The sequence below is a fragment of the Candidatus Anstonellales archaeon genome, assembly GCA_038869735.1.
Taxonomy (GTDB): domain Archaea; phylum Micrarchaeota; class Micrarchaeia; order Anstonellales; family CG1-02-47-40; genus JAWCQO01.
This window is the reverse complement of the sequence record JAWCQO010000001.1, coordinates 147,289-170,966: the sequence shown is the minus strand read 5'-3', so window position 1 is coordinate 170,966 and position 23,678 is coordinate 147,289. Positions and strand designations below refer to the sequence as shown.

Here is a 23,678-nt window from a genome sequence, read left to right as displayed (position 1 = left end):
GGCTGGGGAGATTATGGAAGCGGCTATCCACTGTCAGCCTCAACTCAGGGAGGAAACTGGACAGGATATGGCCAGGACTGGGGACCAAGAGCTTCCTCACAAGCAGCACCACCATCATTGACCCCCTTATATCCGGAGAATAACTCCCTTTTCATAGACACCACACTTATCAACTTCACATTTTATGTTGAAAATCCAGTGGGTGAAGTCTCTTGCGCAGTAATCATAAACGGAACCACTTATAATGAATCCACTCCAGCGCAGCACAATTCAAATCTTACAATATGGCGAAATCTCCCAAATGGCAATTATTCATGGCAACCTTATTGCAACAATTCATTCAGTCTCTCCTCAACCGGAGCGCAATCCATATTTTCAATAAACATATCCGGTGGCCAGATTCCTGAAATAAGCAATCTGACTTGTTCCAATGAAACCGGCATATACAAAAACTGCACGGAATTTGTCTATGGTGAAAAAATTGTAAATATCTCTTTAAGTTGTACTGACCCTAACAACAACATAGTACGCGCAAGCTATCTATTGACAAATGAACCAGACACAATTGCTTTGATCAACACATCAAATGCAACAGTCGTTGTTCTAACTGACTGGATTGCCGAGGTAAATCATACTATAAACGATTCGGGCGACTTCAATCTTACAGCTTCATGCATAGATGAATATGGAAACACAGCAAATATAACTAACAATTGGAGCATACCTTGGGGACACCTAGCGGCAAGCGTTGTTTCACATTCATCAAATGCGAGTGTTGTTCAAGGCGAATTCTTTACCTTTACTGCTCGTGTAACTTGCCTTGGCGGGGAATGCGGTGGAGTTGAAGCGACCCTTGATCCAATAGAACTACCGCTGTTTGGAAATATAACTATACTTGATGACATATCAGAGCTTGCAAGTAATCTAATCCACCAGCTAAAGACGCCGGAAGATGAAAGAAAAGAAGGCTTTGTGATACTAAACGTGATTGGCGAAGAGGTAAATATAAGCAAAAAAGAAACACAAGATCAAAACCACATACAAAATATATCAGCAGAAAACCAACAGATAAAATATGGAAGTATCTTGGTTTACTCAACTCCTGAGAACGCAACCATCTATCTAAATGAAAGTCCGATTGGCGTGACTCCGCTTGTTATTGGAAACCTCTCAGAAGCAAATTACTCGCTAAGATTAGAAAAAAGCGGATTTGCTTCCTATTATCTTCCATCAGTTGAAGTTATCTTAGGTCAGAATACTTCCATAAACGTAAATCTCCAAATACTCAAGTCCACTGAGAATGTTTCTCAGCAACTCACAGTTGTCTTTACCTTAAAAAATACTAGTAAGGGAGGGGAATATACCATAACAAACGGAACTGATGGAAAATTCAACATTACGTTTGTAAAGCGCCAGGACGCAGCAACTACCGGTTCAGCTATCTCCCCCCCACAAAGAGCTGCCCTTTACAGGATTGCTGAAAGCGTGCCACAACCAAAAGTAGAATTATATGGAGTGGTGCCTGGTGAAGTAAAAGTCGTTATAGACTATGTGGACGATTCGCGAATAAAGACCGACGTAGTTGCTGTTTCAAATATTACTATCGAATCAGCAAAAATAATCCTACCCACAGAGGATAAAGTAGACGCTATTCTGCACTGTCCGAACTTTGATCAAGAATCATTCAGCTGTCCAGAGTGGAAAGCAACCCAAATTCCCTTTGTTCAGTATCCCACATACATTGAGTTCAATGTCTCTTCATTTTCAGGATACGCCGGTGGCCTTCTCAATGAGTCTTACTTGGTTATCTGGAGCGAGACAAATCCCAGAATGCCGTATGGAGGGAAGAGCAGAGCAGCTGGCAAAGAAATAAAGTTCTTGGCAAACTACACGCAAGGACAAGTCGGAGACGTAATAGGCCCTTCAGAAGGAACCTGTATCATCCAATTCAAAAAGCAGGCAGATCCAGATTCAGCCTACACCGAGCCACTCCAAATGAGTTTCAATTCCACAAGCTCTTTGTATGAAAACCACTCTATATTGGCTGAGAATACATCCTATACTTTCAGGGTATCCTGCAACTCAAGCGAATACAAGAGTCAGAATACAACTGATAACATAATCCTACCTACCACAAAGACAGGAGCAATCTCGACCGTCCAAGGAGCGATTCCTTTCTATACAATAAGCCCGAATCCGCAGACCAACTGTACCTCTCTAAAAAAGGATGAATCATGTACCTTCAGCTGGAATGTGAATGCAACTGGCAACCTCTTTACCATCCATGCTTTCTTTGTGGATTTCAATACCACTAATTACTCAAGCTTTGTGTCAAACACTAGAACAGAAATAATAAACATAACAATCTCTGTTTATGATATTTCACCCCCAGTTGTCGTCGATACTTCTATAACTCCAAAAATCGCTTCAAACGGATCTCAAGTGTATCTCTACGCCACTGTAACAGATAATGTTCAGGTTGACAAGATGTGGGCAAACATCACACTTCCAAACTCATCAATGGTTGAAATAAGCTCAATACCAACAACCTACGTCACACCGCAAATTTATGGGAGGTATAACATAACCTTCTATGCAAATGATACTGCCGGCAACACAGCAAATGCAAGTGACTACTTTGAGGTCTCCGAGCCTGTACAGTTCCACTTCTCAACGCTAACTGCAAACCAATCCGATTTATACGTCAATATGACCTTCTTATACCCCAATTCTACTGCAATAGTTAAGAATCTTCTTGGAAATTCCAGTTTTGTAGTTGAATTGTCAGAGTCTATTCTTGACCTGAAGACAAAGAGCTTTAACGGGAGCTTCAACATAACGTTTATGGAAATAAACGTCTCAAGAGAAAATGGCGGAAATCTGCAAATGGACCTCTTCGCATACGCTCCTTCTGGAGACCTTAACTTCAAGGGCGGGGTAGCATTCAATACATCACTTAACTTTACAAACGCAGATATTTCGTTTAGCTATTCGTGGCTCAATCTGTCCTTAAGCGATGAACAAAATGCAGTTCTTTATAAATGCTCAAAGTGGGATTTTGAGAAGAGCATATGTCTGTCAAGTTGGATAGTTGCAAACGCAACAAAGGTACTTGAAAATGACATTTATCTTCTCACTGAAACATCTTCTGACCCCGCATACTTAATTGTAATAAAGCCTTATTGCGGCGACGGAGTATGCCATTATTCTGTAGGCGAAAATTGCGCCACTTGCTCAGAGGACTGCGGAATTTGTCCAGGCGAACCACTCAAAACATTCAGCGTTGTAGCAAGGATCGGTTGTGCGGGAACAAAATCAGTCATAATCGTTGAGTATGCTGGTTCTCCGCTTCAAGATGCATCCTACTCTATAAGAGAAGAAGGACGAATTGGCGGAAATATAATTGCTTCAGGAAGAACAGATAAAAATGGAAAGATAGCCTTTGTTCCACCAACGCAAGGGCAGTATTCTCTCTCGCTTTCAAAGACAGATTTCTACCCATTCTCACGAATATATAGTGTAAGCTGTACCAAAGAAAAAGAAGAACCCCAATGTCTCTCAAGTTTGGACTGCCCTTCCGGATACCTATGCGAGGGAAGAAAGTGCGTTCAGATCGTCCTCAACCAGACACTACCTGACCTAGCCTGCCTTGCAGATTCTGATTGCAAGAAAGGAGAGATATGCGTAGGAGGATTTTGCATACGAGCTTCATGCGATGACGATTCTCAATGCTTAGATAATCAATACTGTAGTTGGGGTAGATGTCTACAAATAAGCGGAAAATGCGGCTATGCAGCTAATCACACTTGGATAAATTATGAATGTTGCTCATCACTTGACTGCAAGGAAGGTGAGGAGTGCATCGATAACAGATGCGTCATTTCACCTCTGATTCTCAAGCAGGAGGCGCAGAAGGAAATCGAAGAGGCAAAGAAAGCATTGAACGAAGCCACCGGAAAAGAGACAAGACAGGCTTATGAGGAGCTAAACAACGCATTATATGCATTTTCAAAAGGAAACTATGAAGAAGCCCTAAAACTTGCTAAGGCTTCTAAACTCTCTGCAAAGAACGCCCCTCCCAAAACGCTTATTCCAAAGCCGCCATCCCCAAGTCAGCTTCCCTACTACTCAGTCCTCTTTGGAGCCGCATATGTGCTTGTTCTTTTTGCAGCAATCTCTGTAGGTTCGTTGCTTGCTTTAATGGTCATCTTACTTAGAAAGCACAAGGTCAGCACACTTCAGGTTCGCTACTATCCAGAGCTTGAGATTGCAGCCAAGAGAAAGCTTGAAGTAAAAGTAGAAGAAGCTCCTCCGGAACCACTCTTTCCAACAATAGATCTTGCACAAGTCTTCTGGAGTCATCAGGCAAAAGTCGTTTATGGAATTATGTTTGTTGCTCTGCTTGTTTCAGTCTCATTATTATACCTTTTCCAGACCAAGGAAGGTATCATTAGCATCGAGCAGCAAGAATATATAATTGAAATAGATGCCATCTATTCCGTTTTGTCCATAATTGCAGGTGGACTTATTGTAAGTGTCATTTACCTTACTTCACAATATATCTCACTAAGACCCTACAAACCAATCCACACCACAGAAGCAGTCGCAAGAGAGCCACAAACTCTTCCATCTCAGAGAGTGATAGTACTTCCTCACATATCCATGCCTTCAATTCGTATCTCCCTTCCGCCTATTCACCTCCCCCACATACGGCTCTCTATACCCATACCACGCATTGTAATACCTCAGTTCCACCTCTACGCACCGCTTATAAGGGTTCCTATATTAAGAATTCCAAAAATAAAGGTTAGAGCACCAGTTTTCAGAGTACCAAAAATGAGAATTGAGATCCCTCATCTCTACCTTCCCCACATCAGAATAATACTTCCAAGGATAGTTGTTCCAGAAGTCCATCCCCCAAAGCCTCTAATCCAGCTCTCAGTACCTCGAATTAAGGTAAGCCACATTCTTCCAACATACAGGCTAAATCTGCTTGAACTTGCCTATGAATTACTTGCCTTCGTTCTGTTTGCATTTTCTTCAGGATTGATGCTTATTTCGTCAGTAGTAGGAATGCAACCCATAGTAATTGATGCAGAGTATATGGTAATAGAGCTAAACACCCTCCTCCTTCTATATGCAATTTCGATTTTTGGGATATTTGGTTCAGTTGCAATGTTTGTATCAAGAAAGTTGCTTATAGAAGAAAAGCCATATTGGGTTTTGGCAATTGCACTGGTAGTGTTCATTGCAATAATACTTGCGGTGGCTGCATTTATCTCTGGGACAGAGACATATTCCATAATAGGAACTACCTTATTATCCTCTCTAGATTCTGCTTCAACATATGCAAATAACTTGTTTGCAAGCATTTATTTGGTAAATGCAAATTACACAGGAACAAATCATGAGAAAGCCGAAAGAATTCCGTTTTATCCCCTGAACAGGGACGGACAGGTATTTCCACAAAACCGCTATGCTGTCTCACCATTCACGTATATCTACTATATCGTTCCGCCAAATAAATCGGATAAATTTTTACACTCCGCAATAATCTCTGATGCCTATTTTGCTTCGCAATTTGTCTCATATCCACTTGTTGGAGAGCCACTTTCTTTCTCTCTGGGCTCTTGTCCTTCTCTAACTTATTCAACTCACTCTATTTCGATAAGAGGTGAATCAAACTCAGAGTTCAAATTATGTGTAAAAGAAAAAGATGGCACTTTTCACGAGATTCTACTTTAATTCGGATACGAAAAGGATAGACTCTACCTAATATCTAAGTAAAATTTTCAAGCCAACCATCTCCTTTTTAATATCTTTTCTTTTATCTTATCCTCAATGGCGATCAGAGGACAGGAAATAATTGCAGAGGAGATTAAGCCATCACAATATAGCGAGCTGTCACCATCCCTTATTACCAAAGAGAGCGTAGAGTTGGAAGAGCTTGCATCAAATCCTCTATGGAAAGAGATGCTCTACGAGCTTGTCTATTCGGGTGGTTTTGATCCTTGGGATATAGACATAGAACGCCTATGCGGAGCATACATATCCAAAATAAAATCTCTTAAGCGTCTATCCCTCCATATACCTGCAAATGTAATTCTAGTTGCTTCAGTCCTCTTGCGCCTAAAGGCCGAAGCATTTAAAATTGGTGAGGTTCTAGAAGAGGAAGCCTTAGTGGTATCGGAAGAAAGCATCACTGAGGCTGAAGAGATACCACCGATTTTTCTTGCAGGGAGGATACCCCCAAAGCGCAAGTTCACCCTTGAGGAGCTTACTGCTGCGCTTGAGGAGGTTTTTGCAAAACAGAAAAAAAGGGAGGAGAAGGAGCTTGATAAAAAAAAGCATCAGCTTACCACTCTTTCTTTTCCTGTTTCTGAGTTTGACATAGACAGAGAAATGCAGTCTCTCTTGCAACAAATAAGAAAAAACGTCGATTCAGAAAATATGGCTCTGTTTTCACAAATAGTTGAGGGAAAAAACAGAGAGCAAACAATATTTAGCTTCATTGCGCTTCTCCATCTTGCGCAGGAAAGATTAATCCGAATATCTCAGGACACCTTCTTTGGAGAGATTTTTATCGAGCTTCCATCAAAAGTTAAAGTTTCTAGAGAAAAAACGGCGGGTTTTGGAGATGGAAGGCAAACGAATAATTGAGGCAGCGCTTTTCATTTCAGGAAGGGCCCTCTCCCTAGACGAGCTTGCAAAACTATTGGGAACTCCTGCAAAAGGCTTTGTAAAATCACTTGTAGAAGAGCTTGCAAGTGAATACCAGTCCTCTTCTTCATCACTTTGCATAATAAACGAAGGGGAAAAGTATGCAATGGCAGTAAAAGGGGAGTACTTTCCAAAGGTGAGGTCATTTGCTCAAGAGCTCGAAATATCAAAACATGCTCTCAAAACTCTTGCCCTCATACACAACAAAAATGGAATCACAAAAAGAAAATTATTTGGAATTTTGGGAAGCCAGATATATAAAGACTGCAAAGAATTGGTTGATAAGGGCTTTATTATTCAGAAGAAGGCAGGAAGAACAACAGCGCTTTATGTAACCCCAAAGTTTAAGAGTTATTTTTCTCCTCAATAGCATCTCCTACATCGTCAACTTTTAACATTCTCTCCATTCCACTTTCCAGTTCCCGAAGAGTGACTTTATCCTCTTTCGTCTCTTTCTCTCCAACAATTATAACAAAAGGAATCCCGAGCTTTTTAGCATATTCAATCTGTCGTGCTAAATTTCTTCCCATTGTGTCAGTTTCGCACGGGATACCGTTTCTGCGCAACTTAACAGCAACTTTTCGTGCATAAGAAGAAAACTCCTCTCTTACAGCTGCGACATATACCTTTGCGTATGTGACAGATTCGTCTCTTCCTTTCTTTTCTTCAAGCAGCGTACAAAGCCTCTCAACGCCAAGAGAAATTCCAACAGCAGGGAGATTACGTCCAAATAACCCCACCAGATTGTCGTACCGTCCTCCGCCAGCAACCGAGCCAATCTCTCTACCAAGCTCCATTTCAAACACCATTCCTGTATAGTATGCAAGACCCCTCACGAGGGAGAGATCTATCGCCGGGGAGATTCCGTAATCCTTACAAAGCGCCAACACTCTCTCAATCTCGTCTGCAACTTCCTTTCCGTTTACGACCTGCCTAACAGCTTCGAGAGCTTCCTCGTTTTTCATCTTTGCTCCAATAAACGAGAGGATATTCTCAACCTGAGTTTGGGAAATTCCACAGTCAATCATTTCTTTTTTTATTTGATCATCCGAAACTTTGTTTTTTTTGTCAAGTATGCGAAGGAGACAACTCTTTTTTTTGTCCTCAATCATAAACTTTTTGCACAGAGAATCCAATACTTTTCTTGAATTGATTCTTATCCTTGGCTTTTGAAACCCCAACCTCTCTATGCAATCATTTGCGCAGGAAAGAAGTTCAGCTTCGCATTCTGGGCGAGCAGAACCTACAATATCTATATCAGCTTGATAAAATTCTCTCATCCTCCCTCTCTGCGGCTCCTCTCTTCTCCACACGGGCCCTATTGCATAACGCTTAAATGGTAGGACGAACTGATTGCCCCCACAAACTCTTGCAAGCGGCACAGTTAAATCAAACCGCAGTCCCAAGTCTCCTTCAATTCTGAAAATCTGTCCTTCTATCTCGTCTCCTCCCTTTCTTTCCAGCACATCCAATCTTTCCACAGATGGCGTGTCAAACGGTAGATAGCCGTACGTTCTAAACGTTTCTCTAATGGACTCTATTACTTGTTCCCTGATTTTCATTTCTGAAGGAAAAAAGTCCTTCATCCCTCTTGGCCGTGCAAAACTGACCATCTAATTCTACCTAACCTAAATTTTCTTTAATCCACTCTTTTAGCTCATCCTCGGGAAGAGCACCAGAAATCCTCGCCTTCTCTTTTCCGTTTTCAAACAAAATAAGCGTGGGTATGCCCATAATTCCAAAATCCTCAGCCAGTTCTTGGTTTTCATCTACATTGACCTTTGCAAACTGAACTTTGCCGCTATAATCTTGAGATACTTTCTCAAAAACAGGTGCAAGCATTCTGCACGGACCACACCAGGCTGCCCAGAAATCTACCAGTACTGGAACCTTTGAATTCTTAATTGCCACTTCAAAGTTTCCTAAATTGAGCTCCAACATATACTTACCTCCTCCTAACTATAACTTAGGCTTTCTTTATAATCGCAATACATATTTAAACTTTAAAGGCAAACATTTTCGCTAGTTAGCTAAAGTCGGAAAAATGTAAACATGAAAACTCCTGACCGTATGCGTTTTAGATAACGCCTATAGCTTACAATCCAAAATTTATACTTTTGGGGCAGAACTTTCAGAAAAAATGGGGTACGCAACGCGTAGAGACTAGGTGGTCACTTTTAAGGAAAGTGTCAAATCGAGAACGTTTAATTGAGTGGTAATCATGCCTACTCTCAAAGAGATTCCTGAACTGTTGGATTTCTATTCTGCTGGAAAAATTAAAAAAAAGATTGAGTGGGTATTGCCTGCTACAATCCTTGGACTGACTGCCCTCCTCTTCTTTTCAGCCATACGAGCGAGCCTTTTTTCTGATATCGAGGAAGAAACCCGCATTTGGTTTGACTTACTTTTCTTGCTATTTGCAGCAATACTTGCAGAGTTCATAGTGCTTTACCTCCGCCAACCAACCGTTATGGCTCTTATGCTAGTCGGTGCAATAATTTCCCCTAGCTTTGTTTCATTTTTCTGGCCAACAATGGCTCAAACTGTAAACAGCATTCTTTCGCTTTTTCCTTTAAATTTGCGCATCCCTTTTTCTATTCCTCATGTGGTAGCTCCAGAAGGGGTAGTTGAAGTAGTTGCCCAGCTCGGCGCCCTCATCCTTCTATTTAAAGTTGGGCTTGAGTCAGAAATATCAAGCGTGTTTAATAAAAAAAATCTCCTTGTAGGTCTTGGCGGCGTTATTCTCCCTTTCTTTGTTGGTTTTCTATATGCGGAGATGACCGGCCATTCCTTTTCTTATTCAATGTTTCTCGGAGCTGCCCTCACCGCAACATCAGTAGGAATTACAGTGGCTCTCCTTGCCGAATATGGCATGCTAAAAGAGGAATTTGCAAAAATAATAATAGGAGCAGCCGTAATTGACGACATACTCGGTTTGCTTGTCCTATCAATAGTTACAAACTTTCCATCCACTCTGAGTATAGAAACAATAAGTCCTCTTGGAGGTGTCCTTTTTTCTGCCCTAATCTTTGTGGTTGGCGGAATCTACCTTGGCAGGATTCTTGTCGCTAAATTTATCGATCTAACCATCGGAGATGAGAATGTTTTACCAAAGAAAACCTATCTTTCGGTTATGGTTTTTTTTCTGCTATATGCCTACGTCGCTGAGTTTATAGGTTTGTCCGGAATAGTAGGGACGTTTCTTGCAGGAATAATTCTTGGCAACTCCAAGATAGTAAAGCACATTCATTCATTTATACTGCCACTTGAACTTTTATTTGTGCCAATCTTTTTCATTTCTTTGGGACTGCTGATTGACTTTTCAGGAATAAGCGACCTGCTGATACCCATCCTCCTAATCTCCTCCATTGCTATAATCACGAAAATAGCTGGTTGCACAATTCCAAGCCTCATGCTTGGGCTTAAGGGAATCGACTCCCTTCTTGTAGGAATAGGGATGAGCCCCAGAGGGGAAATTGCTCTTATAATAGCGCTTATGGGCCTGTCAGCTGGCATTCTTACACAAAAGGAGTATACTATCATTGCTTCAATGTCTTTTTTGACCGCATTTCTGACTCCCCCAATAATAAAAATGGCTCTTTCAAAAAGAAGAAGAGAAAGGTGAGCAGCCACGGACAAAAAAGAAATAGCCAAATTTATCTACGAGCTTTCAATGCTCAAAAGAATAAAGCGGGAGGGCTGGCGAGTTGCAGGAGTTGAACGCCCAGAAAGCGTGGCAGACCACTGCCTAAGAGCAGCCCAAATAGGCTTCATCTTAGCAGAGCTTGAAGGATACCCTAACCCATCTGAGGTTTCAGCAATGCTAATTTTTCACGATATTGGAGAATGCAGAATTGGTGATCTCCACTCGCTTGCTAAAGTTTACACTAAAACAAACGAAAAAGAAGCTGTCTTTCACCAAACTCGACGCATTGGAAATATAGGAAAAAAAATTTTTGATTTGTGGAAGAATTTCGAGGAGAGGCTCAAACCCGCAGCAATAATAGCCAAGGATGCAGACTACCTTGAAATGGCAATAAGCGCAAGAGAATACATGTGGTTTGGTTATCCAACAGAAAAATGGATGGAAAATACAAAAAGCAAACTAAAAACAGAGTCGGCAAAGAAAATTTTTGATATCATCTCAAAAACTTCTCCTTCGTCATGGTGGCTAGACTCCATCCAAAAACCCAAAAAGATTTAAAATAGGGTAGCTCATATACATAAAATCTGTAGCTGAGGATTTCTATCTCTTTTATGAGGGGTTTATCTATATGTCAAAGGCGACAATTGAAGCAATAGTAGAAGGAGGAAGAGCTTCAGCAGGTCCTCCTCTTGGACCAGCACTTGGGCCACTCGGAGTCAACATACCGCAAATTATTGCGAAGATAAATGAGCAAACAAAGCACTTGGATGGTTTAAAAGTCCCAATAAAAGTGGTCGTTGACCCTAAAACAAAAAGCTATGAGATAATTGTGGGCTCTCCTCCAACCGGAGAACTAATAAAGGGAGAACTCAAGATAGAAAAAGGAAGAAAAGAAAAAGGACAGATAGCAGGCAACATAACAATTGAGCAGGTCATAAAAATTGCAAAAATGAAAGAGACACTCTCCAAATCCCTCAAAGCAAAGGTAAAAGAAATATTGGGAACTTGCGTCTCACTTGGAGTTACATGCGATGGTAAATCAGCAAAGGAAGTGATTAAAGATATAAACGCAGGCCTTCATGATAATAAGCTTGGTTGATACGCTTGCGCAAACCATTCATAATCCCCTTTCTGTTTGTCCTTTTTGCAGCGTTTTCGTTTTCTCTTTCAAATTGGATTTTTAACTTCCACTCAGAGCCAATTGGATTAGATGTTAGCGAAAGTGCAATTTCCGTTACAACTATCAAAAACGAGCTTTATTCAGTAAACAAAGAAGATGGCTCACTGTTTTTTTTGCTCAGTTTTCCAACCCCACTTACAAATCCTGTTGCATACAAAGATATTATATTTGTGGCAGATGCTACAGCCGTATACGCGCTTGATTCTCTAACAGGAAAAGAAAAATACACCATTCCAATTTCAAATGCGCTAAGACTCCTCATCCATAACGATGCGCTTGTTATCGAAAAAGATGATGGAATCTTTTTTTATAATCCGCGCTCAGGCTCACTCTTTTCGCACATAAATGACACTGATGGAAGCGTTTCTCGCACAGCATTTTGGAGTGGTTATTTAGCTGTTGCATCTGAGTCTTCTCTTTCTCTATACTCTACCGCAAATAACTCCCTTCTTTGGAGAGTTCCCATATCTGGCGGATGGCCCACATCCCTAACGCTGACTGAGCTTGGTGTCGTAGTTTCAACAACAGACTATTCATTAACCCTCTATTCCTTAGAAAGCGGTAAGAAGCTTTGGCAATATCCTCTCCAAGCGCTTGCAGCAGGCGAATTTCTCAAAGACGGGCAGTTACTCTTTTTTGGCACGAACGACGGAAAAGTGCATTGCGTCAACATAAGCAGCGGTCAGGAGGTTTTTATAACAAAAGTAGGAGGGGCAGTACAATCCAAACCCACACTCAGCTCAGGCTTTCTTTTAGTTGGCTCAAATGATGGAAAGCTATATTTCCTAAACCCCGTCTCGGGCAAAGTTATTTCTAGTATCCGCTTTGGAGAGTTTATTCAGCATACAGCAATCTCCAATTATAATCTCATAATTGCAACAGGAGATGGATTCTTACATTCAATCTCTCTTAATTCCTTTTGTTCAATAGAGGAGCCACAAAATGATGAAAAAATCGGGATGGCTCTTCAGCGCATTTTTGGAAAAGCGTTTGCAACCAACGGAGTTAGAGACGTATATGTAAGTGTAAACGAAGGACCATGGAAAAAGGCAAACTTAGACACTAAAAATATAGAAGAAGCTGCCAGTTGGTCATATTTTTTTGACCCCCGACCAATTCTGCAAGGCCCATTTACAATAGTGTGCAAGGTTGTAGATAAATCTGGGAGAGAAGAAAGAGGTCTTTATACCACTATAAAAGTCCATCGTTCTAATTTTGCAATGCCCAAACCGATAAATGTTTCAGCCCCAAGCCAAGTTAGAGTGTCAACTCATTTTTATGTGAATATCACAGATGAGTACGATAATCCTCTAAGTGACTTTTACTACTCATGGGAAGGACAAGAAATTAAAGGTTCAAGTCCGCTTTTGCTATCATCCTCTTCATCCGGTACAAAGACACTTACAATATCAAAAGCAGGCTATGTAACAAAATCCATCAATATAGCAGTTGAGAAGGAAAACAAGAACTTTCAAAGTGAGCTACTACTTCCGATAGCTATCCTTCTTGTTGGTCTGATACTTTATTTCAAGGTCTTTGGAAAAAAGAAAGATTAATCAAAAGAAAGATTCTTGTCTGCTTTTATGCCTACCTATCCTCAACTTTTTGGTAGACACGCAGAACACCTGCCTTCACTGTAACCGGAATGGGAACAGCGACTTCCGTTAGCTCAACAGTAACTTCATCCTTTCCCTCTTCAATTTTCACTACCTTTGCTTTTTCTCCTTTAAATGGACCTGACACAAGTTCAACTATGTCGCCTATGTTTAGTGTCATGACTGCTGGTTTAGAAGCTTCAATTAGCGCATCAATATCTGAAAAATCCATCTGCTTTTGCAAAACGCCTTTGATGTGTGATATCTTCATAGCTGCTTGGCGTGCAGCAACCTCATCAGCAGCCTCAACAATCAAGTATCCTTTAAGGTCATCAAAAACAGCAATTGCATAAACTGGGATGCCTTCCTTCTTTATCCTTTTTATGAGCATCTCTGCAACTACTTTCTCCTGTCCAGCCGTTACCCGGTAAACATAAAGCATGCCATTCTCCTCTTCCTTTTTCAATTTTTCATGTTAACTATCCTCTATACATCTATAAAATTTTTTATATAATATGAAACACAACTGAAATGATGAGGCCAATTAATCCTATAACTATTATTCCTAATCCTGTAACTGTAGCCATCTTTATAAATTCCTTCTTCTTTGGTCTTGAGAACACATTCATAATGCGTGCGCATCTGCTAAAAAACTCCCGAATGTTCAACATTGGCTCTCACGCATCTTTCATCTTTGAATCTTTGACAACTCTTTTTAGCTATTTAGTCCTTATTTAGTTGTTAAATCGAGTTAGTTTATTAAGTCAAGTTCAAGTTCCATCTCTTGCATCTTCAACCTGTCTTCGGGAGTCTCAACATCAACTTTCTTTGATGTATAATCTGGAAACTTTGCTCCTGCAATGACCACCAATACTCTTATAGAAGACTTCTTTGAGCTTTTTTCAATGCGAGCTCCCCATATTATATGTGAAGTTGGACTTATCCGCCTAGATACTTCAGATACTATAAGCTCAGCTTCCTTTAATGTCATATCCTCCCCTCCAATCACATTTATAAGAGCCTTATCGGCTTGAGAGATGTTTACATCAAGAAGGGGAGAGTTGAGTGCGGTTTCAACTGCTAGCATAGCCCGCTGGTCAGCCTTGGTTTCAATGGTTGATTCTCCCATTCCTACAACAGCGCATCCTGCATTTGAAAGTATAGTGCGAAGGTCAGCAAAATCCAAATTGACAAGCCCTGCTTTAGTGACAAGCTCAGCAATCCCCTTGACTGAGCTGGCAAGTACTTCGTCTGAAATTCTGAATGCCATATTAAGCGGAAGATCGGATGCAATTCCGAGAAGCTTATCATTTGGGATAACAATAACAGTGTCGGAATTTTTTCTTAGTTTTTCCAATCCTTCGATGGCATTGTCCATTCTCTGCTTCCCTTCCGAAGAAAAGGGAAGAGTTACTATTGAAACTACAAGAGCTCCATTATCACGGGCTTTTTTTGCGATGATATGTGCAGACCCAGTTCCGGTTCCCCCACCAAGACCACACGTAACGAACACCAAATTTGCGTCAGCAATAGCTGCGGCCACCTCCTCCTCACTCTCTTTTGTAGCTTCTTCTCCTACTTTTGGATTGCTTCCTGCACCCATCCCTCGAGTAGTTTTTTTCCCCAGAAGAATCTTTTTGTCAGCACGCACTCTAACGAGGTGCTGTACATCTGTGTTGAGAGCAACAAATCGCACCCCTTCAATTCCAAGCTGATACATCCTGTTGAGGGTGTTGCAACCACTCCCCCCAGTTCCAATTACATATATTTTTGGGCGTGACTGCTCTATAAACTTCAACAGTTCCTCGTCTTCCTTTGAAACTATAATATCTTTTGGTAGGTCGCTTACTTTTATCTCATCCATACTCATTACCGTCTCTCTTTAGCTTCCACTAATCCAATGTTTTGCCTATTTTGTCGGCGAACATATTTATAACCGCTTCTGTTATAAATCTGACCATGGATATAGAAAAGAAAATAGAAATAGTAAAAAGAAAACCTATCGTTGAGACAATAACCGACTCGGACCTTCTACACCTATTTCAAACCAATCCTCACCCGACCCATTATATCGGATTTGAAATATCGGGCTATGTTCATCTCGGAAGCGGGCTGATAACCGCACTCAAGATTAAAGATTTTCTTGAAGTTGGAATAAAACCACTAATCTGGCTGGCAGATTACCACACATGGATAAATAGAAAGCTCGGTGGCGACTTAAAAAAAATTCAAGAGATAGCAAGAGGCTATTTTAAATCTGCGTTTAATTCGCTTGGATTGAGCGATGACAAGGTAGAATACCAACTTGCAAGCGAGAACTACGATTCAGATTATTGGAAACTCGTTCTCGATATTTCCAACAAAACGACATTGGATAGAATGACGCGATGCCTAACTATAATGGGAAGGACATCCAAGGAAAAACTCTTCTCTTCCTCTCTCATCTACCCTGCCATGCAAGTTGCGGATATATTTAAACTTGATGTGGATATTGCTCATGCAGGGCTCGACCAAAGAAAAGCACACATCCTTGCCCGCGAAATTGGGGAAAAGTTTAAACGAAAGCCCTTCGCCATCCTTCATCACAGCCTCTTATCAGGACTTCTTGGGCCGAAAAGAATGGGATTTGAAGAGGATGAAAAGGCAGATATCCAAATATCTTCAAAAATGAGCAAATCAAATCCTTCAAGTTGCATATATCTCCATGACTCCCCTGAACAAATAAAAAACAAGATAAACGCCGCATATTGCCCTCCAAAAGAGATAGAAGCAAACCCCATAATTGACATTTGCAATCTCATAATTCTCCGTACTGAAAAGGACTCACTTACAATCCAAAGGCCTTCAAAATACGGAGGCGAAGTAACATACACCTCGGCTGAGGAGCTTATTCTTGACTATAAAAAAGGACGCCTTCACCCCGCTGACCTTAAGGAGGCAGTATCGGAATATCTGATAAAAGCTCTTGCTCCATCACGAGAATATTTTGAAAAGAACAAGCATTTGCTTAAATTTCACAACATAAATTTGTAGCCCACCAACTTATATACGAGCTTTGCAGCAGTAAAGGCAGATGCAATGTCCCCAATTGTAGGGCATAGTTCAACAACATCAGCTCCTACAACTTCCTTCTCTTCGTAAACTTTCCTCAATAAAGATATAGCCTGCTTCCAAGAAATCCCGTCTGGTTCAGGAGTCCCAACTGCAGGCATAATTGAAGGGTCAAAGGCGTCAAGATCAAAGGTTACATAAACCCTTTCATTTTCAATTTTACTGACAATCTCTTTTTCGTCAAATTCAGGTCCGAATATGTACGGCTCAAGCCCCTTTTCTTTTATATATTCGGCTTCGTCTTTACTCATGCTTCTGATTCCAACACCCACAGCGTTGGGGCAGAGTTCGCGAACACGCCTCATAACACAAGCATGGCTATATCCTGTTCCCTCGTAACTATCTCGCATATCCGCATGAGCGTCAATCTGGACAACAGAAAGCCTTTCGTATTTTTTTTTGCACGCTTTCAGAGAACCAAGAGTAACTGAGTGTTCTCCTCCAAGCATTAGCGGAAATTTGCCTTCTAAGAGCACCCAACTAACAGCATTCTCTACAGCCTCAACAACTTCCTGTGGGCTTTCTTTACTGCATACAATCTCATCCATAGTAAAGATTGGTGCATCATCTATTATGTCTCTTTTGAGCTCTAAGTCATAGAGCTCCATATTCCTTGAAGCTTCGATTATCTCACGCGGACCACTCCGCATCCCCGTTCTATATGAAGCTGTTGAATCATACGGAACTGGAATTATGACTGCCTTTGCGTCTGAAAGTTTGCATTGCACTGCACCAAAATTAAACGGAACACGTTCTACGGGAACACGTTCTACGCTGTCCATAAAATCAAAACTGCCCCCTCTTTTCCTTCACCTTTTCTTATATTCTTTGGCTAAATTTATTAAATTCTACAGCCATTAAAAAATCATTATGTCCCCCCGTTTACTGCAAAACCCAAGAGAAGATGATTTTCGCGATTCACGGCTTCTCTCAGCTGTTTCATATGCTTCAATTGCTTTTATTTTTCCATTTTTCTTCCTTTTAGTGCCTTACCTTGTTTCAATTCTTATTTACATCTTTGTAAAAGAAGACAAATTTGTCAGATTTAACGCGTTACAATCTTTTCTTCTTGCAACTTCATACACTATCGTCTTTGTTCTTCTATCTCTTACAATATTGGGTCTTATTGTATCGATTCCAAGCATAATCTTATTCTGGATTTTCTGTGCCTGGGCAGCAATAGAAGCCTACAATGGAAAGATAGTCCACATCCCTCTTATTACTGACATTACAAAGACGCATATCTAAAACCCAAAAATGACACTCAGCAGTTTTCTTCTGCAAAATTCCCTATAAATGGAACCTCTATCCATTCCCCTCGCTCTGCATGGTACATCAGGTAAACAAGCCACCCAACAAAAAGCATTATAAATACCGGCACAAGCGAGATGGTTACAATTCCCAAAATAAGGATTAGTACAAAAAATATCCCGGATAGCCAAAAGAGTATAGACTGTATTGCATGAAACCTCACAAATCGGTCTTTCTCTTTTATGAGATAAAAACAGATAGCTCCGACTGGCCCTAAAAGATACGCCAAAGCAGCTATCACCCTCTCTTCTTCATTTTCCTCGACTGGCTCGTAGAAAGTCATCCTTTCCTTGCCTGACTCCCATTCATTTTTGTAGCTTTCAACAACAAATTCTACGAGGGCCCTTTTTATCTCGTCTATCATAAATTCCTTATCTCGCATTAGATATATAAACCATCTCTGATAACCCAAAATGGATTAAATTATGAGAATTGCAATGCTTGGATGGGAGTTTCCACCGTTCATTTCAGGTGGGATGGGAGTTCACTGCTTTTATTTAACCTCAGCCCTTTCACTTCTTGGAGTTTATATAGATTTTTTTATGCCCTCATTTGGTGAAAAAATAACTCGCGAAGCAAACCCCAAATTGCGACTTTTTGAAGTTTCAGACTCACTCTTTAGCCCCTATCTCCAATTACAAAAAAATGTTTCACTCTACGGAGACAACATCATCAGCTCTCTCTCACAATACACTGCTAACGCTGTTTCTCTTGTTAAGAAGCTTCACAAACAGAACCCTTACAACATAATCCACGCCCATGATTGGCTCTGCTTTCCTGCAGGAAAAGTTCTAAGACAAGAACTTGGAATACCTTTAGTGCAGACGTTTCATTCTACCGAATTTGACAGGACTTCTTTTACTTGGGATTTTATATTATCTACCGAAAAGGAGGCAGTCCAAACGGCAGACCGGATAATAACAGTTTCACATCTTATGAAAAAGCGGCTCATAACTAATTTTTCTGCGGATCCAGGCAAGATACGGGTTATCTATAATGCAGTTGCGCATGAGGAGTTTGAGCACCAGATGAATACCCCATCTAAGCCTTTGCCTCCTGTTATGAGAAACAGAAAAAAAGTGCTTTTTCTCGGAAGGCTTACCTCTCAGAAGGGTCCAACATTTTTTCTTGAGGCAGCAAAAAAAGTCCTTACACTTGAACCAAATACCCTATTTATCATTGCAGGAACTGGGGATTTGCTCCCTCACCTAATAAACTATTCTATTTCGCTTGGAATTTCACAAAACGTCCTTTTCTTGGGCTACATCTCAGAAGAGGAGCGAAGGCGTATATACTCAGAGTGCGACGTCTACGTTCTTCCTTCGGTCTCAGAGCCCTTTGGAATTTCAGCACTAGAAGCAATGGCAAGTGGCACACCTACAATAATATCCAAAAATGCAGGAGTTTGTGAAACCATTAAGTATGTCCTAAAAGTTGATTTTTGGGATAAGGACAAGATGGCAGAGCAGATAGTGGCTCTTCTTCGCTACAAGCCCCTTGCAAAAACTCTCTCGGCCTTCTCCTCTTATGAAGCAAGAAAATTCTCATGGGAAAGCGCAGCTAAGCAAACCTTAAATGTCTACAATGAGCTAATTCAGAAACACCATAGCTAATAGGGCTTAGGGGTAGAAAATTAAAAAGTGATAGAAGATGTACGTTTGCTTTTATTTCCAGGTTCATCAGCCAATGAGACTTAAACGGTTTTCTATTTTTTCTTCCCCATCCTCCTCCCCCCTTGAAGACTATTTTAACCATGAGCTTAACGCAAGAATAATGAAAAAAGTTGCGGAGAAGTGCTACTTGCCTGCCAACCAAATTATGCTTGAGCTTCTTGAAAAATTCCCAGAGTTTTACGTTACTTTCTCGCTTACAGGAGTTTTTATTGAGCAATGCAAAAATTTTGCTCCGGAAATTTTGGATTCATTTGCTGCACTTTCAAAAACAGGAAAAGTTGAATTTCTATCAGAAACTTACTACCACTCGCTTGCCTCTCTTTTTTCAACAGCAGCTGAATTCATAGAGCAGATATCCCTTCACCAACAAACAATCTCGGAGCTGGCTACCCCTTCATCTATATTTAGAAACACTGAAGCCATTTACTCAAACAAAATAGCTCGTGTTGTCCATTCACTTGGATTTGAGGGAATCCTAACTGAAGGAATAGAACACATTCTTGGATGGAGGAGCCCAAATTATGTTTACCATGCAAAAGACCTCCCAAACCTCAAACTCCTGTTTAGGAACTACCGCCTTTCAGATGACATAGGGTACAGATTCTCAGCACAAGGATGGAATGAATATCCTCTAACTGCAAAAAAGTACGCAAGCTGGCTCTCATCGCTTAAAGGCGACTGCTGTCAAATATTCATGGACTACGAAACTTTCGGGGAGCATCATTGGAGCGATACTGGCATATTTGACTTTTTAAGATATCTGCCCGGCGAAATTCTTTCTCATAAACACTTGGAGTTTTCTACTCCCTCAAGGATAGTCAAGGCGCTACATGCCCTCGATGAGATAGATGTTCCAAATACAATCTCTTGGGCAGATATGGAAAGAGATACTTCAGCGTGGCTTGGCAATGAAATGCAGAAGAGTTGCTTTTCCCTTCTGGAAAGTCTAGAAGAGCAGGTAAAAGCCACAAAAAACGAAGAGCTTATCCACGCATGGAGGCTCCTCCAAAGCTCAGACCATCTCTACTACCTATCCACAAAAAGCCTCTCTGACCAGGACGTGCACAATTACTTTTCGCCCTATCCAAACCCATTTGAATCCTATATCAACCTTATGAACATACTGCAAGATTTTTCAAGCCGCGTTGCGCAGGAGGAAAAAAAATAATTCCTTGCTCTAACACACTCCCTCCCGTTCTCCAAAAATCATAAAAACCACCAATAGCTTCCTTAACATCTACTACTCAAACCACACGCAAATAATCAACGTTCTCCAAAAATCATAAAAACCACCAACAGTTCCTCCCCTTGAACCTCCCAAGAGTTCCTCCGTTTGAACCTTTCTACTTTTATAAAATCCTGCCCACTTTATTACCTCAACCTCACAGTCATCCGACAACCTTTTAATTATCCTCATAGTTTATTGTTGCATGCAGTTGGAAAAGCTCTTTCGCCACGACCAGCTACTAAAAGAAGAAATAAAGGCTCGCTTGATTCAGGCTGAGGGGAACATATCAATATGGAACAGCATCTTGGTTTTTTTAGGCGCGCTTTCTCTTCTTCTGGCCTTTCCATTCTATCCGTTTGAGCTTTTGGCCCTTATTCCCATAGCCTGCGGCTTAGTAGCATACAAAAATCCGCCAGTTGGAGTTGTCTTTGGTCTTCTGGCAGCTTTTCCTGCAATAGCTTATCAATCTCCTCTTTTGGGCTGGATGTTTTTGATACCGCTCTCCATTGCTCTTTTCTATATCTTTTCATCTTGGGCAATCATTTCATTTCTTGAAATAGTAATACTTGCACCATTTGCTTCGTTTCCATTCTCACTCTTTTCTCCATTCGTTTATCTTGCAATGACTCTTGCTTCCCTCTATGTGGGCTCGCGCGAAAGCGCCGCAATTTCTATTCCAAGCATTTTTCTAATTCTTCTCCTCTCGTCGCTTTGGCATACAGAAAACGCCGCGTTGCTCCCAATAAATATGGGACTATATCCCAAAGAAAGCATTCTTTCAAATTCCCGGTTTGGGCCTGTAGACCTCTTCTCAGTTTTGCCGCAGATGATAAATGCAATATCAAACCTTGGTTTGACAGAGAATTTTCAATACGCCTCACTAGCTCTTCAAATCCTTCTTAACAATATTTATTATCTCCTCTTTGAAGATAGTGCATTATTCCAAATCGGTTTTTGGGCGGCTCTGCTGTTTGTAATAGGCCATGTACCTGCAAGGATTTCAGGCCAAAGAAAGCAGCTTATAGCTTCCTCCCTTCTGCTTCTTGTTCCACTTTTTTATTTCTTTCTTTCTCAGATGTATAACACACCCTATAAACCACACATTGTTCCCTACTCTATTATAACTATATTAATAATAGGCACTCTTGAGCACTTCAATATACACTTTGCGCGTGAAGCACAGATAAAAAGGGCTGAAAAAGTAAAGCAATTTGGCAAGTTTGGACTCCAGGACCTCAGCGACTCGGCAGGCGCTAGTTCCCTTGACGATATAGGCGGATACGACAACGTAAAAAAAGAAATTCGTGAAGCAATCATAACTCCTCTTGAACAAAAAGGGATATCCAGCAAATTCGGGCTCACTCCACCAAAAGGAATTCTCCTCTTTGGGCCCCCCGGAACAGGAAAAACGATTCTTGTGCAGGCCCTATCAAAGGAGCTTTCTTACGGCTTTTACTACGTCAAGTGCTCAGATCTTCTATCCCAATGGTATGGGGAAAGCGAAAAAAATCTCAGCGAGGTCTTTTCCATTGCAAGAAAAAACGCTCCCTGCGTCCTATTTTTTGATGAAATAGATTCTATAGGAAAAAAGAGAACGGCATACTCATCAGATGATGTAGGACCAAGACTCCTTTCACTTTTCTTACAAGAGCTTGACGGCTTCAAAACAACTAACAGCGTGATTACAATAGGTGCAACCAACATTCCCAATCAGCTGGACCCCGCCCTTCTCCGTCCAGGGAGGCTTGACAAGCTTATCTATATGCCACTGCCTGATTTTGAAGCAAGAAAGGCAATCTTCAAAATCCACACAAAGAAGCTTCCGCTTTCAGAGGATGTAGATCTTGCCAGACTCGCCTCAATGACTGAGAGGTTCTCTGGCGCCGATATAGCAAACGCTTGCATGGAAGTTGCCAGACTTGCAGCATCAGAATCAAAGGTAAAAGGCAGAATAGTGCCCATTAACATGACTCATTTTCATACTGTCTTGTCTCAACTAAAACCATCTGTTTCACTAGAGGCATTGGCAGAATACGAAAAATTCAGGCTTGACTTTGAGCGCAGTGTGACAGCAGATAAGAAAAAGGAAAAGAAAACGCAAGTTTCATGGCAGGATGTGGCAGGACTGGAAGACGTGAAGAGGGCCATAAAGGAAGCAGTTGAACTTCCCCTTCTTCATGAGGATTTAATAAAAAAATACAAAATAAAACCATCAAAAGGGCTTCTTCTCTTTGGCCCGCCAGGATGCGGAAAAACGCTTGTTGTAAAAGCTGCCTCTTATGAACTTAATGCAACATTCCTTACGCTTTCTGGTGCAGAACTTACAAAAAAGGGATATGATTACGCAGTGCATGTTATAAAGGAAACCTTCAATAGGGCAAGAGAAAACGCGCCAGCGCTCATTTTCATAGACGAGATAGAGTCAATCGCACCTGCATCTGCCTCGCCTGCCTTCCGCCCCCTGGTATCTCAGCTTTTAACTGAGCTGGATGGAGTTTATGAATTAAAAAACGTGATGCTAATTGGCGCGACCAACAAGCCAAAGATGCTTGACCCAGCAATTTTAAGGCCTGGCAGATTTGACAAAATAATCTACGTGCCTCCACCTGACCAGACAGCGCGTGCTGAAATATTCCGCCTCAACGTAGGTGATTTTCTTTCCGAGACGTCTAAAGATGCGTTCCTTCATCTTGCATCAGTAACCAAGGGGTTCTCAGGCTCAGATATAGCCTCCATCTGCCAAGAAGCAAAGATGGAGCTTGTTAGAAACAAAATAAAAGGCACAGACAAAAAAGAAACCATTGCTGTAACTGACCTTGTCAAAATAATAAAAAGCCGCAAGCCATCAATAACTCCTTCAGACCTGTATGAGTTTGAGGAATTCTTGGAAGAATACGGTGAACGGAAATAGACGCAAAACGAACGAATGCCCCTTTTGCTCTCAAATCTTAAAAAAATTCGTCAGTATACCACCTTTTAGTTCGTCAAATGACTATTCATATCTTTCAATTTATAAATACGACTTTATCTATTTTCATAAGGTTTAAATATCTTTTTATAGAGATAACTCCAACTCTCCAGATTGGAGACCCTACCCGAGGGTTTCTAACACAGGAGAAGGAAATTGTTTGGGCGCAAGAATTTCCGTCGCCGATAATATTTTTGAACAAAAAAGCGCCCGAAAAGAGGCGGCGGAAAGAAAACCACGAGGTGG

At 41.1% G+C, this 23,678-nt stretch carries 19 protein-coding genes; 12 read left to right on the top strand and 7 right to left on the bottom strand.

What is annotated here, in order from left to right:
- Nucleotides 1-198 precede the first annotated feature (198 nt).
- The 3 genes from QXF67_00885 to QXF67_00875 all read left to right on the top strand — a co-directional run bounded on the left by QXF67_00885 (nucleotide 199) and on the right by QXF67_00875 (nucleotide 7,090).
- Nucleotides 199-5,745: a PEGA domain-containing protein gene (locus tag QXF67_00885; protein MEM3060072.1), complete on the top strand. Its 5,547-nt coding sequence runs from the start codon at nucleotides 199-201 to the stop codon at nucleotides 5,743-5,745.
- Between the two features lie 96 nt (nucleotides 5,746-5,841).
- Complete coding sequence (locus QXF67_00880; protein MEM3060071.1) at nucleotides 5,842-6,660, top strand: segregation/condensation protein A; 819 nt, start codon at nucleotides 5,842-5,844, stop codon at nucleotides 6,658-6,660.
- Entirely contained in the window at nucleotides 6,638-7,090 is a 453-nt protein-coding gene (locus QXF67_00875; protein ID MEM3060070.1) for an SMC-Scp complex subunit ScpB, read from the top strand. Before QXF67_00880 ends, QXF67_00875 begins: the two co-directional genes overlap by 23 nt.
- Here QXF67_00875 and hisS read toward each other — a convergent pair.
- Together hisS and trxA are read right to left on the bottom strand one after the other, a co-directional pair.
- On the bottom strand, nucleotides 7,065-8,333 hold the full coding sequence (gene hisS / locus QXF67_00870; protein ID MEM3060069.1) for a histidine--tRNA ligase: 1,269 nt from the start codon (nucleotides 8,331-8,333) through the stop codon (nucleotides 7,065-7,067). The genes QXF67_00875 and hisS overlap by 26 nt on opposite strands.
- Nucleotides 8,334-8,343: 10 nt before the next feature.
- Nucleotides 8,344-8,661, bottom strand: a complete 318-nt coding sequence (gene trxA, locus QXF67_00865) for a thioredoxin (GenBank protein MEM3060068.1) — start codon at nucleotides 8,659-8,661, stop codon at nucleotides 8,344-8,346.
- Nucleotides 8,662-8,941: 280 nt separating this feature from the next.
- On the opposite strand from trxA, the gene QXF67_00860 reads away from it, so the two are divergent.
- The 4 genes from QXF67_00860 (at nucleotide 8,942) to QXF67_00845 (ending at nucleotide 13,102) form a co-directional block, all read left to right on the top strand.
- Complete coding sequence (locus tag QXF67_00860; GenBank protein MEM3060067.1) at nucleotides 8,942-10,345, top strand: cation:proton antiporter; 1,404 nt, start codon at nucleotides 8,942-8,944, stop codon at nucleotides 10,343-10,345.
- A gap of 21 nt (nucleotides 10,346-10,366) precedes the next feature.
- A complete protein-coding gene (locus QXF67_00855; GenBank protein MEM3060066.1) occupies nucleotides 10,367-10,924 on the top strand; it encodes an HD domain-containing protein in 558 nt (185 codons plus the stop codon).
- Nucleotides 10,925-10,994: 70 nt separating this feature from the next.
- Entirely contained in the window at nucleotides 10,995-11,465 is a 471-nt protein-coding gene (locus tag QXF67_00850) for a 50S ribosomal protein L11 (protein ID MEM3060065.1), read from the top strand.
- Between the two features lie 5 nt (nucleotides 11,466-11,470).
- Nucleotides 11,471-13,102, top strand: coding sequence for a PQQ-binding-like beta-propeller repeat protein (locus QXF67_00845; protein ID MEM3060064.1), 1,632 nt, complete (start codon nucleotides 11,471-11,473; stop codon nucleotides 13,100-13,102).
- 31 nt (nucleotides 13,103-13,133) lie between these two features.
- Here QXF67_00845 and QXF67_00840 read toward each other — a convergent pair whose 3' ends face one another.
- The 3 genes from QXF67_00840 to ftsZ form a co-directional block, all read right to left on the bottom strand.
- Nucleotides 13,134-13,583, bottom strand: coding sequence for a transcription elongation factor Spt5 (locus QXF67_00840; GenBank protein ID MEM3060063.1), 450 nt, complete (start codon nucleotides 13,581-13,583; stop codon nucleotides 13,134-13,136).
- 64 nt (nucleotides 13,584-13,647) lie between these two features.
- Nucleotides 13,648-13,812 (bottom strand): protein translocase SEC61 complex subunit gamma, encoded by a 165-nt coding sequence (locus QXF67_00835; protein MEM3060062.1) that lies wholly within the window; start codon nucleotides 13,810-13,812, stop codon nucleotides 13,648-13,650.
- 80 nt (nucleotides 13,813-13,892) lie between these two features.
- A complete protein-coding gene (gene ftsZ / locus QXF67_00830) occupies nucleotides 13,893-15,005 on the bottom strand; it encodes a cell division protein FtsZ (protein ID MEM3060061.1) in 1,113 nt (370 codons plus the stop codon).
- Between the two features lie 95 nt (nucleotides 15,006-15,100).
- Between ftsZ and QXF67_00825 the strand changes: the two genes are divergently transcribed.
- The gene (locus QXF67_00825; GenBank protein ID MEM3060060.1) at nucleotides 15,101-16,174 is read left to right on the top strand and encodes a tyrosine--tRNA ligase; all 1,074 of its coding nucleotides are present in this window, start codon (nucleotides 15,101-15,103) and stop codon (nucleotides 16,172-16,174) included.
- Here the strand turns inward: QXF67_00825 and speB are convergent.
- On the bottom strand, nucleotides 16,156-17,034 hold the full coding sequence (gene speB / locus QXF67_00820; protein ID MEM3060059.1) for an agmatinase: 879 nt from the start codon (nucleotides 17,032-17,034) through the stop codon (nucleotides 16,156-16,158). The genes QXF67_00825 and speB overlap by 19 nt on opposite strands.
- 88 nt (nucleotides 17,035-17,122) lie before the next feature.
- Between speB and QXF67_00815 the strand changes: the two genes are divergently transcribed.
- The gene (locus tag QXF67_00815; protein MEM3060058.1) at nucleotides 17,123-17,500 is read left to right on the top strand and encodes a DUF4870 domain-containing protein; all 378 of its coding nucleotides are present in this window, start codon (nucleotides 17,123-17,125) and stop codon (nucleotides 17,498-17,500) included.
- Between the two features lie 16 nt (nucleotides 17,501-17,516).
- Here the strand turns inward: QXF67_00815 and QXF67_00810 are convergent, their stop codons facing one another.
- Nucleotides 17,517-17,927: a hypothetical protein gene (locus QXF67_00810; protein ID MEM3060057.1), complete on the bottom strand. Its 411-nt coding sequence runs from the start codon at nucleotides 17,925-17,927 to the stop codon at nucleotides 17,517-17,519.
- Nucleotides 17,928-17,988: 61 nt separating this feature from the next.
- Here QXF67_00810 and QXF67_00805 point away from each other — a divergent pair, with 61 nt between their 5' ends.
- The 3 genes from QXF67_00805 (at nucleotide 17,989) to QXF67_00795 (ending at nucleotide 23,375) form a co-directional block, all read left to right on the top strand.
- Nucleotides 17,989-19,176, top strand: coding sequence for a glycosyltransferase family 4 protein (locus QXF67_00805; GenBank protein ID MEM3060056.1), 1,188 nt, complete (start codon nucleotides 17,989-17,991; stop codon nucleotides 19,174-19,176).
- A gap of 37 nt (nucleotides 19,177-19,213) precedes the next feature.
- The gene (locus QXF67_00800) at nucleotides 19,214-20,404 is read left to right on the top strand and encodes a glycoside hydrolase family 57 protein (protein ID MEM3060055.1); all 1,191 of its coding nucleotides are present in this window, start codon (nucleotides 19,214-19,216) and stop codon (nucleotides 20,402-20,404) included.
- 262 nt (nucleotides 20,405-20,666) lie between these two features.
- A complete protein-coding gene (locus QXF67_00795; protein MEM3060054.1) occupies nucleotides 20,667-23,375 on the top strand; it encodes an AAA family ATPase in 2,709 nt (902 codons plus the stop codon).
- Nucleotides 23,376-23,678: the final 303 nt, after the last annotated feature.